Here is an 11,162-nt window from a genome sequence, read left to right on the forward strand (position 1 = left end):
AATATTTTACCACGTAGACACAGAGACACGGAGAAGAGTGGGTCTGAACTATCCGGATTCAGACAAGACAAAACCTGAAAATTATTAGGAAGCCGAGAAACCAGGAAAGAGAATAAGGATGTTGCTTATGTCAGTTCCATGCGTTCCTTTCCTGCATTCCTGACTTCCTTATAAGTTTCTTTCCCGCTGTCTCTACTGTGTCTCCGTGGTGAAATCAAACTGGTTGTGAACTTTATGCCTCACGTTGGCAAACCCATTCCGCACGATTCGGCTGTTGGTCATGTGACCGGAGCGGCTCCGTATATTGACGACATGCCGGCGCGCGTCGACGAGTTGCACGTGGGCTTTGTCGGCAGCCCGGTGGCGAGCGGGTTGATTGAATCGATCGATTTATCCGCTGCCCGAGCGCTGCCCGGCGTGGCGGCCCTATTCACGGCCGATGATTTGCCGGGGAAAAACATTTTCGGCGCGATTATTTGCGACGAGCCGGTGCTGCCGAAAGATCGAGTGCTGTACGTCGGCCAGCCGGTGGTGGTGGTGGCGGCGGAATCACGCGCGGTGCTCGAAAAAGCGCGGCGGCTGGTAAAAATCAACGTGACCGCCAGCGAGCCGATTTTGTCGATTGAACTGGCTGTAGAATTGAAGCGGTTCATTGGTCCGGCGCGAAGGATTGCCTGGGGCGATGTGGACGCGGCAATGAAAACGGCGCCGCATCGATTGTCCGGCGTGTTTCATAATTTGGGGCAGGAGCAATTTTATTTGGAATCGCAGGCGGCGCTGGCGTATCCCGGCGAACAAGGGGAAATGGTGGTTTACAGTTCCACGCAGAATCCCACCGAAACGCAGCATGTGGTGGCCGAGGCGCTGGGTCTGCACATGCACCAGGTGGTCTGCATTTGCAAGCGCATGGGGGGCGGCTTCGGCGGCAAGGAAACGCAGGGAAGCATACCGGCGGTGATGGCCGCGCTGGTGGCGCAAAAAACTGGCCGCTCCGCCCGGGTGATTTACAACAAAGACGACGACATGTGCTCCACCGGCAAGCGGCACGCCTACCGGGCCGAGTGGGAAGTGGGCTTTGACGACGACGGCCGCATTTTAGCTTACCGAGTGCAATATTATTCCGACGGCGGCGCGGCGGCCGATCTTTCTACTTCGGTGATGGAACGGACGATGCTCCACACCGACAATTCGTATTACTTCCCGAATATCGAAATCCGGGGTCAGGTGTGCTTTACCAATTATCCGCCCAACACGGCCTTCCGCGGCTTTGGCGGCCCGCAAGGCATTGCCGCCACGGAGAACATGATTCATGAAGTGGCGGGCTACTTGAAATCTCGCGCCTCAGGGTTAAATAGTGCGGCACACAATGGTGAGGCGCCGCACGATGGACAAGCCAACGGCAAGATCCACCACGACGGCCAAATTATTCTCGCAGGTGCCACTGCTGGCTTGCCCAGCAGTGGGCGGTCGATCAACAGCTTGCACGTGCAGGTCCAAAACCTGTATGGCACCGAAGACCGCAATATTACGCCCTACGGCCAACTGTTCAAGAAAAATCATCTGCCGGAAATATTGGCGCAGTTGGCCAACACCAGCGAATACCAGCGCCGGCTGAAAGAAATTGAAGCAACCAACCAGACCGACCGGCTATGGTTGCGTGGGCTGGCGTTGTCGCCGGTGAAGTTTGGGATTTCGTTCACCACGAAATTTTTGAATCAAGGCAACGCGCTGGTCAACGTATATCACGACGGCACGGTGCAGGTTTCCACCGGCGGCACGGAAATGGGGCAAGGGCTGTATGTGAAAGTCCGGCAACTGGTGGCCGACGAGTTTGGCCTGCCGCTGGAACGCGTGGTGGTGATGGCTACGTCGACCGAAAAAAATATCAACACCTCGCCCACCGCCGCCTCAGCCGGAACCGATTTGAACGGCGCCGCCGCCGTGAACGCTTGCCGGCAAATTAAATCGCGAATGGCCATGTTCGCCGCCCGGCAGTTGGCTTCCACCGAGTTGGGCTTGAGCGAATCATCCAATAGCATCGCCTTTGAAGATGGCCAGGTGTTTGACGTTCGCCATCCACAGCGGCGCATTCCGTTTGGCGAATTTTGCAGAATGGCCCGGCGAGAACGGGTCGATTTGGGCGCCCGTGGGTTTTACGCCACGCCGGGGGTCGATTTCAATCGCGAAACCGGGTGCGGCAATCCATTCTTTTATTTCACGCAGGGAGCGGCGGTGGCGGAGGTGAAAATCGATCGCTTCACCGGCGAGTTGACCGTGCCGCGCGTCGACATGCTAATGGATATTGGCCGATCGATTAATCCCGGCGTGGACATGGGGCAAATCATTGGCGGGTTTATCCAAGGCATGGGCTGGGTGACCGGCGAATGCCTGGTGTACAACGAGCGCGGAGAGTTGCTGTCGCACTCGCCGACCACGTACAAAATTCCGGCCGTGACCGACGTGCCACCGGTGTTCAATTGCGACTTGTTTCCCAACGACGATAACACGGAAAACGTAGCCAGCAGCAAGGCGGTGGGTGAGCCGCCGTTGATGCACGCCACGTGCGTGTGGACGGCGGTGAAGCATGCGCTCGGTTGCGTTTCGCAGGCTGTGGCCAGCGAACTGCGCTTGCCGGCGACGGGGGAAGAAATTTTGCGCTGCTTAACGCTGGTTCAGCCGCGGCGACCGGCCAGCACCAAAACCGCCAATGGAAGTTTCACCACAGAGACACAGAGACGCGGAGAGGAAATGGCCGCGAATCAACGCAAATAAACGCAAATGCGGCAAAGAATTTATAAGGAAGCCAGGAATGCAGGAAAGGGAATTAACGGTTAAGCTACATCAGCCATTATCAATGAATACTTCTTGTCTGGTTTCCTGGCTTCCTAATTGTTTTTCATGTTTTGTCTTCTCTGCTACTCCGCGTCTCTGCGGTGAATTTTAATTAATTGATTTACCCATGGCTGTTCCGCACGAGTTTGTTGAAAAACTGGCTGAGCTTTCTTCCGCGGGGCGGCCGTTTGCGGCGGTCACGCTGGTGGAAACCGTCGGCAGCACTCCCTCGGATGCCGGCACGAAAATGCTGATCGATACGTCGGGCCTCGTGTTCGGCACGGTCGGCGGCGGAAAGGTGGAAAGCAAAGCCATCGGGCATGCGCAGGAGTTGCTCAATCATGCGGCCAACGGCTCGCCGACTTGTGCGCTCGTGGAGTGGAACTTGCAGCGCGATGTGGGCATGACCTGCGGCGGCGTGGTGAAGCTGTTGTTTGAAGCGTACAACTTCCACGAGTGGCGGATCGTGGTATTCGGCGCCGGCCACGTAGCCCAGGCGCTGGTGCGGTTGCTGCTGCTCTTGGAGTGCCGCTTAATTTGCATCGATCAGCGGGAAGAATGGCTGGCCAAGCTGCCGCATTCCCCCAAGCTGCGCACGGTGTTGCTGCCTGAGCCGCGAGATTTTGTTTCCGAATTGCGGCCGGAAGATTACGTCATTTGCATGACTATGGGACACAAGACCGATCGGCCGATTTTACAAGCGATTTTGGAACGCAATCTCCCTCGCCCTTTGGGAGAGGGCCGGCGTGAGGGTGCCGCAATTCTCTCGCAGAATTTCCAGTTGCCCTATCTCGGTGTTATCGGCAGCCAGGCCAAGCGCAAAGTGCTGGTGCGGGAGCTGATCGAAGCGGGCATGGCAAAAGATTTGGCCGAACAGTTCCGCTGCCCCATCGGATTGCCGCTGGGCACGAATCAGCCGGGCGAAATTGCGGTGAGCATTGCCGCCGAATTCATCCAATGCCGCGATGCGGTGCCAAAATCCTGAAGAACCAACGCCCATGCGGGAAAACGCAAAACTTTGGCCCTGCCTCCGGCCATAGCCTGATCTATATTTGGGTATGACGGTGCGCAGAATTTTAAAAAGCGTTTCTCGATTGGCGACGTTTGTCGGCGCTACGCTGGTGGGCCTGTTGATCATTGCTTGGCTGCGCGGCACATCAGATATCTTTGCCGGCGTGAAAGTTGCGCTGTTCAACATTTCTGTGCACCTGCGCGACTGGTTCAGCGGCTGGCATTTCGGGTAAAAACGGTCATCAAGTTTCCCGCACCACGCTGGATGCCCATCAACCACATTCGTTGGACAGTTTGAATCGCGCCCTTAGCTTGGGAGCGGACTGCATCTGCCGAAATTCGCCCACGCCGGCCGTAAATTTAGCCACGCAGGTACCACCACCGTCAGCCACGCAGGGATTGCCCGAGGCAGGCCTGGTTTGGTACATTATGAGATTCGATATGTCGGCGAGTTTTCAAAACCGCAAGCCGGAGTGGAAGTTATGTCTATCGGAATGGTCGGGACTGCACCGGGAATAAACATCAAACAAATTGCCCTGGGGAATGGAACGTTTGGGCCGCGCGAAGTGGAGCAAATGATGGGGGCTTTAAGCGAGGATCCAGGAGCCCATCGGTTGTTGCGCGAAGCGGTAGGAGAAGTCGAAGACAGTGAAGACCGCAGTCCGGCCGCCGCTGTGCGCTTGGGCGTTTGTTACTTTCTGTTGGGCCGTTACAACAGCGCCGTTGAAACATTGAAAAAAGGCGATGGCGGCGCGCTGGCTTTGTTCTATTTGGCACGTACCCAGGCTGCGCAGCATTTACACGAGCAGGCGATGGAATCCTATCAAGCCGCCGCCCGAGCCGGCTATGACGCCGACGCTTGCGCCTTGGCCCGAGCAGATGTATTGCGTTCCGCCGGCAACCCGAAAGGGGCGCTGGAGGTGCTCGACAAGCTTTCCGGCGCCGTGGAGCAAACGGCAGAATATTTATTTCAGCGCGGGGCAACGGTCTCGGCCATGTCGGGCAACCCTAGTGAAGTGGTTGCTTTGTTTGAACGGGCCGTTGCGAACGATCCGAAGCATGCCGGCGCGTTGTTCGGCTTGGCGATGGAAAACGATCGCCACGGCAACGACGACACGGCCATCGATTTGTACGAGCGCTCCGTAGCCCGGTATCCGGCGCATGTCGGCTCGCTGTTGAATCTGGGGGTGTTGTATGAAGATCGCAATCTATACGACCGCGCCTTGCAATGTTATCAGCGGATTTTGGATGTGTTTCCCAATCATCCGCGCGCCCGGTTGTATCTGAAAGACGTGAACGCCTCGCGCGACATGTTCTACGATGAAGACGAGCGCCGCCGCCGCGATCGGCTCAGCCAGGTGCTCAGCGTGCCGGTGACCGATTTCGAGCTTTCGGTGCGCAGCCGCAATTGCCTGCAAAAGATGGGCATTATGACGCTCGGCGAGCTCGCCAAAACCACCGAGAACGATTTGCTCAACAGCAAAAACTTCGGCGAAACCTCGCTCGTGGAAATTCGCGAAATGATGACAGCCAAGGGGTTGTCGCTGGGGATGTTTGCCAAAGAAGCGGCGGTGCCGGAGCCCATTTACGAGCCGGAAGTTGTTACGCCCGACGAGCAGGCCTTGCTGGAGCGGCCCATTACCGATCTGCAGCTTTCGGTGCGGGCCCGCAAGTGCATGGTGCGCTTGGGCATTAATACCGTTGGGGAATTGGTGCGCCGGACCGGCGACGATTTGCTGGAGTGCAAAAACTTCGGCGTCACCAGCCTGAACGAAGTGCGCGAAAAACTCACGGCCAAGAATCTGAAGCTGCGCGGCGATTGATGCCCGGCAAGCCTGGCCGGGCCGTGGAATATCACGTGAAGGAGGGTGCGTGAAATTCGCTCGTTGGACGCTTCGTCTGGCCGGCATCTACGGACTGATTGTGCTCGTGCCGCATTATTTCATGGAAGGGCACATTAACGAGCAGCATCCTCCCGCCATTGGCCATCCGGAGTTCTTTTATGGCTTTTTGGGCGTGGGAATTGCCTGGCAAATTGCATTTTTAATCATGGCGCAAGATCCGGTGCGCTTCCGCCCGATGCTGCTTCCCTCCGTACTTGAAAAATTCAGCTTCGGCATTGCGGCGGTAGCATTGTATTTCCAACAGCGCGTGCCCGATGCCATGTTGGCTGCCGGCATCATCGATCTAATGTGGGGCGTGCTGTTCATCATTGCCTGGCGGCTGCTGCGTGCGAAATAATGCACTCCCCATGAGCCAGCCGCCGTTTTCATTTCGGGTCCATTCGGTCGACGCGGACTGCGCCGCACGGCGGTCGACATTCACCACGCCGCATGGGCCGGTGGAAATGCCCGCCTTCATGCCGGTGGGCACGCAAGGCACGGTAAAGGGGCTGGAGATCGACATGCTGCGCGCGACCGGCGCACAAATGATTTTGGCCAACACGTATCACTTGGCGCTGCGGCCGGGCGAAAAAATTGTGGAGCAACTGGGAGGGCTGCACCAGTTTATGGGTTGGGACGGCCCCATCCTAACCGACAGCGGCGGCTTTCAGGTGTTCAGCCTGGCGGCGAATGTGAAAATTACGGAGCAAACCGCCGCGTTTCGCTCACATCTGGATGGCAACCTCGTGGAGCTTTCTCCGGAGCGGGCGGTGCAAATTCAAGAAGCACTGGGGAGCGACGTGGCCATGGTGCTGGATCACGTCGTGGCGCTGCCCAACGAAACGCACATTTTGCACGACGCCATGCAGCGCAGCATTCGCTGGGCCCAGCGCGCCCAAGCGGCGCATCGCAGAGCCGATCAGGCCCAATTTGCCATCGTGCAAGGCGGCCTGGATGTAAAGTTGCGCATCGAGTGCACCGAAGCACTGCGGCAACTCGATTTTCCCGGTTACGCGGTGGGCGGATTGAGCGTGGGCGAACCCCCGGAAGAAATGTACCGTATTCTGGAAGAAAGCGTGCCCGCATTGCCTGACGATAAGCCGCGGTATTTGATGGGCGTGGGCCGGCCGCAAGATTTATTGGAAGGCATTGCGCGGGGCATCGATCTGTTCGATTGCGTATTGCCCACGCGCAATGGTCGCAATGCGATGGCCTTCACCAACACCGGCACTTTGCGAGTGCGCAATCAAAAATTTGCCGACGATCCGCGACCCCTGGAAGAAGGTTGCCCCTGCCCTGCCTGTCGCCGCAGCCGCGGTTATTTGCGGCACTTATTTATGGCGGACGAAATGCTGGGGCCCGTGCTGCTCACGGCGCATAACATTACTTTTTATCAACGCTTGCTCGCCGAAGCACGCCAGGCAATTGCAGAGAATCGGTTTGTGGAGTTTAAGGCCGCGAAACTACTGCGCTGGAGCAACGGCGGCTTTGCAGATCAATGACCCGTGGTCCCAAATCAATGACCCGTGTGAAGAATAACAATTTGGTCATTGGCATTTAGCTCCGCCACTTCGTGTTGTCATTCGGCATTGCTTTCCCCTGCCCTTCCCCTATACGCCGCAAAGGCTTAAGATACGCAATTCGCCCTGGACTACCGGGCGATTTCCATTCCGTGTCACCCATGGGGAACCCCGTGCCGACCGCCGTTTATAGCTGTGTAAATTTTGTACTGCTGTTGGCTGCTGACGAGAAAGCTCCCGCCGCCGGGGGCGGCGCTGCCGGGTCGCAGGGCGGAAGCATTGTGCAAATGATGTTTCCGCTGATTCTGATTTTTGTGCTGTTTTACTTTCTGATGATGCGCCCCGAAAAGCGCAAGCAAGCGGATCATAAAGCCCTGCTGGAAGCGCTAAAAAAGAACGATCGAGTGGTCACCATTGGCGGCATTTATGGGGTCGTGGCGAACGTGCAACGGGATGCCGATCGGGTAACCATTAAAGTCGACGAGACCACCAATACCAAGCTGGATGTCACGTTTGGCGCCATCGCCCGGGTGGTGGTCGAGCAAAGCGAAACAGAAGCGAAGTGACCAAAATCGAAAGCAAATCACCACGGAGGGAAATCGAACGCTGAGTCGAAAGAACCTGGCTCACGCTCTTCTCTCCGTTGCCTATCAAAGGATTGGAACACGCCATGTCGACGCTTCACTCCATGATTGCATTGTTCGCCCAAGCTACTGCACCGGCTGCCGCGGCGGCAACTTCGGCTGCGGCGGCTGCCGGGCCATCGATCCCCTGGTATCACCAGGCGTGGTTTGGCTTTTTAATTGCCCTGGTGGTAATTATTATGCCCTTCCTGCTGGGGCAATCGATCGCCAAAAAAATTCGGATGAACGATTATGCCTGGAAGATTGGGCTGCTGATCTTTGCAATCACGGCCGGCATTGCCATTTGCCTGGTTGGCTGGCCCCCGCGTTTGGGCATCGATTTAAGCGGCGGCGTAATTTTGGTGTACGAAGTCGATCAATCGAAAACTAGCACGGTCAATTTGCCCGATGTCGCCGATCAAGTTCACAAAGAATTGCAAGATGCCGGGTTCACTTCCACGGTGGGCTCCAACGAGGACTCCGGGCAATTGGAGGTAACGCTGCCGGGGGCCGATCCCGCGGAAACGGCCAAAGTGGAGCAGCAGATTTCCAAAATCCGCTTGGCCGATGCGGAATTGCTAGTGGAAGCCCGACCCATTCGAGCCGGCCAGCAAGTGCTGGTGTATGGCGTGCGCAACACGCGCACGGTCGACATGGACCGGCTGACCTCGGCCATCGGCAAGCGTGTGAATCCCGGCGGACAAAAAGAAGTGACCGTGCGCCGCATGGGCACCGACCGGGTGGAAGTTATTATTCCGCAGGCCGAGCCGGCGGAAGTTGATTTGATTAAAGATAAAATCAGCACGGCCGGCGCCATGCAGTTCCGCATTTTGGCCAATCCGGCTGCGCCTAAGCATCGCAAGTACATTGAGCTGGCCGACCAGACGCCGGGGCATGATGTGAAAATGGTCAACGCCGATGGCCAAGACGAAATTGTCGGCCAGTGGGTGCCGGTCGACTCGACTCAGCCGGAGTTCTCCAACGAATCGATGTTGAAGGAACCCTCCACCATCGCTCGGCAAAATAAAAAGGGAGAATGGGAACGATTGGTCATTGTCAGCCCTGGCGACGTGGACGGTCACTATCTGTCCCGCGCCGCGCCGGCCAGTGACACGGAATCGGGACGGCCGATGGTGTCGTTCTCGTTTAATTCTGAAGGAGCGGGCCTGTTTGGTGATTTGACCGGCACCCATTTGCCGGATCCCAACGGCACGCTGGCCTATCAGTTGGGCATTGTGCTGGATGGTGTCTTGAAATCGGCGCCCTCCATCCGTGGAAGAATCAGCAACCAGGGACAAATCACGGGCAATTTTACGCCGGAACAAGTGCAGTTTTTGGTCGACATTTTGAACGCCGGCAGCTTGCCCGCCGCGCTCAGCAAAATTCCCGTCTCGGAATATTCGGCCAGCGCGCAATTGGGGACCGACACCATTAAGGCCGGCGCGTGGTCGATGGGTTTGGCCACCGTGGCGGTGCTGATTTTCATGCAAATTTATTACCGCTTCTGCGGCCTTGTCGCCAATTTGGCGGTGCTGATGAATTTAGTGCTGGTGATGGCGGTGATGATTCTCATTAAAGCCCACCTCACGCTGGCCGGCTTGGCAGGCTTGGTGCTTAGCGTTGGTATGGCCGTGGATGCCAACGTGCTCATTTACGAGCGCATGCGGGAAGAACAGGAGCGCGGGGCGGCGCTGCGGATGGCCATTCGCAATGGGTTTGGCCGGGCCATGACCACCATTATCGACTCGCACTGCACAACGCTAATTACCGGCATTGTGTTGTTTGTGATTGGAACCGACCAATTGCGCGGCTTTGCCACTACGCTGGTGTTAGGTTTGCTTTTGAATTTGTTCACCGCCGTGTATTGTTCGCGGATTGTGTTCGACGTTGCCGAGCGTCAACACTGGCTGAATAAATTAAGCATGATGCACATTTTCGGCAAAACGCAATTCGATTTTGTGAAATGGATGCCGCGGTGGATGACGATTTCGGTCACGGCCATTGTCATTGGCATGGGAGCCGCCGTATGCCGCGAAGCAGGATTGCTGGGGGGAGCCGGCTTGTTCGGCATCGACTTCACCGGCGGCACCGCTGTGCAAGTGGTATTCAACAAGCCGACAGACATTAAATTGGTGCGCGAAAAGGTAACCCAGGCCAAATTGCCCGACGTTTCCGTCAGCGCCGTGGCCAGCAACGACACGGCTGAGCACGACACGCACTTTAACATTGATACATCGTATCAAGGCGAGAAGGGAACAGAAAAATCGAATGTTGAGGCGATTAAAGCGCTCAAAGATAAATTGAAGAGCATTTTCTCCGGCGAGCTGAAAATGTATTCGATGGAAATTGCCTCGGTCGCGCCGGCATCGTCGGAAAATACTTCGGCCGCAGCGACGGACGCCAAATCCGAGGACGAAAGCGCCGGCACCAAAGATTCCGGGGCCAAAAATTCGGAAACTAAGGACGCGGGAGCAAAACAGGCCGCCCCCAAAAATGACGCCGCTAAGCAAGCCAGCGGCAAAGACGCGACTTCGAAAAATGCCGCTGGAAAAGATGCCGCCAAAGATCAAGACTCTACTCCGAAAGAAGCAACGGCTTCGGAAATCGGCACGGTCGCCAAACTCCACTTTCCCGATGGCATCAATTACGTTTCATTGGAAACCATGCTGAATGATGCCCGCACGGCTGCCCAACTGCCGGAAGCGGTGTTCGATTTATCGAGTTCCGATCCAGATTACACCCCGGGCAGCAGCATCACGGTGAAAGATTGGACGGTGCGCGCTTCATTGCCGCGCGAGCAAACCGAGAAGCTGCTCGGCAACGTGCGGCAACAACTTGCCGAGACACCGGTGTTTCCCACGGCCAACAACATTGGGGGCAAAGTGGCCAGCGACACCGAAACCACCGCGTATTACGCGCTGGGCATAAGCAATATTCTGGTGGCCGCGTATATTTGGATCCGATTTCAGAATTTGATTTTCGGCTTGGCGGCCATTGTGGCGCTGATTCATGACGTCTTTATTGCCGTGGGCGCGCTGGCGTTAAGTTACTGGCTGGCGGGTCCGCTCGGTTTTTTGCAGGTCGACCCATTTAAAATTAGTCTGGAGGTGGTGGCCGCCCTGCTCACCATCGTGGGTTACTCTATCAACGACACTATTGTGGTATTCGATAGAATTCGCGAAATTCGCGGGAAAAGTCCCGATCTCACTGCGAACATGATTAACCAGGCGGTCAACCAAACATTGTCGCGGACCATTTTGACTTCCGGCACTGTGTTTTTGGTGACGTTCATT

At 56.6% G+C, this 11,162-nt stretch carries 8 protein-coding genes; all 8 read left to right on the forward strand.

What is annotated here, in order from left to right:
- Nucleotides 1-234: 234 nt before the first annotated feature.
- Nucleotides 235-2,772: a molybdopterin cofactor-binding domain-containing protein gene (locus VFE46_07620; GenBank protein HZZ27862.1), complete on the forward strand. Its 2,538-nt coding sequence runs from the start codon at nt 235-237 to the stop codon at nt 2,770-2,772.
- Nucleotides 2,773-2,959: 187 nt separating this feature from the next.
- On the forward strand, nt 2,960-3,817 hold the full coding sequence (locus tag VFE46_07625; protein HZZ27863.1) for an XdhC family protein: 858 nt from the start codon (nt 2,960-2,962) through the stop codon (nt 3,815-3,817).
- A 109-nt stretch (nt 3,818-3,926) separates the two neighbouring features.
- Entirely contained in the window at nt 3,927-4,076 is a 150-nt protein-coding gene (locus VFE46_07630) for a hypothetical protein (protein HZZ27864.1), read from the forward strand.
- A gap of 249 nt (nt 4,077-4,325) precedes the next feature.
- A complete protein-coding gene (locus VFE46_07635; GenBank protein HZZ27865.1) occupies nt 4,326-5,666 on the forward strand; it encodes a DNA-directed RNA polymerase subunit alpha C-terminal domain-containing protein in 1,341 nt (446 codons plus the stop codon).
- Nucleotides 5,667-5,715: 49 nt separating this feature from the next.
- Complete coding sequence (locus tag VFE46_07640) at nt 5,716-6,084, forward strand: hypothetical protein (GenBank protein ID HZZ27866.1); 369 nt, start codon at nt 5,716-5,718, stop codon at nt 6,082-6,084.
- 10 nt (nt 6,085-6,094) lie between these two features.
- The gene (gene tgt / locus VFE46_07645) at nt 6,095-7,228 is read left to right on the forward strand and encodes a tRNA guanosine(34) transglycosylase Tgt (GenBank protein ID HZZ27867.1); all 1,134 of its coding nucleotides are present in this window, start codon (nt 6,095-6,097) and stop codon (nt 7,226-7,228) included.
- A gap of 191 nt (nt 7,229-7,419) precedes the next feature.
- Nucleotides 7,420-7,812 (forward strand): preprotein translocase subunit YajC, encoded by a 393-nt coding sequence (yajC, locus tag VFE46_07650; protein ID HZZ27868.1) that lies wholly within the window; start codon nt 7,420-7,422, stop codon nt 7,810-7,812.
- A gap of 104 nt (nt 7,813-7,916) precedes the next feature.
- The coding region (gene secD, locus VFE46_07655) for a protein translocase subunit SecD (GenBank protein ID HZZ27869.1) at nt 7,917-11,162 on the forward strand (3,246 nt) is incomplete at its 3' end.

This window comes from Pirellulales bacterium (genome assembly GCA_035656635.1).
Classification (GTDB): domain Bacteria; phylum Planctomycetota; class Planctomycetia; order Pirellulales; family JADZDJ01; genus DATJYL01.

Coding starts and splice junctions, on each gene's coding strand:
- tgt (HZZ27867.1), top strand. CDS start 6,095: ATGAGCCAGCCGCCGTTTTCATTTCGGGTCCATTCGGTCGACGCGGAC.
- VFE46_07625 (HZZ27863.1), top strand. CDS start 2,960: ATGGCTGTTCCGCACGAGTTTGTTGAAAAACTGGCTGAGCTTTCTTCC.
- VFE46_07635 (HZZ27865.1), top strand. CDS start 4,326: ATGTCTATCGGAATGGTCGGGACTGCACCGGGAATAAACATCAAACAA.
- VFE46_07620 (HZZ27862.1), top strand. CDS start 235: ATGCCTCACGTTGGCAAACCCATTCCGCACGATTCGGCTGTTGGTCAT.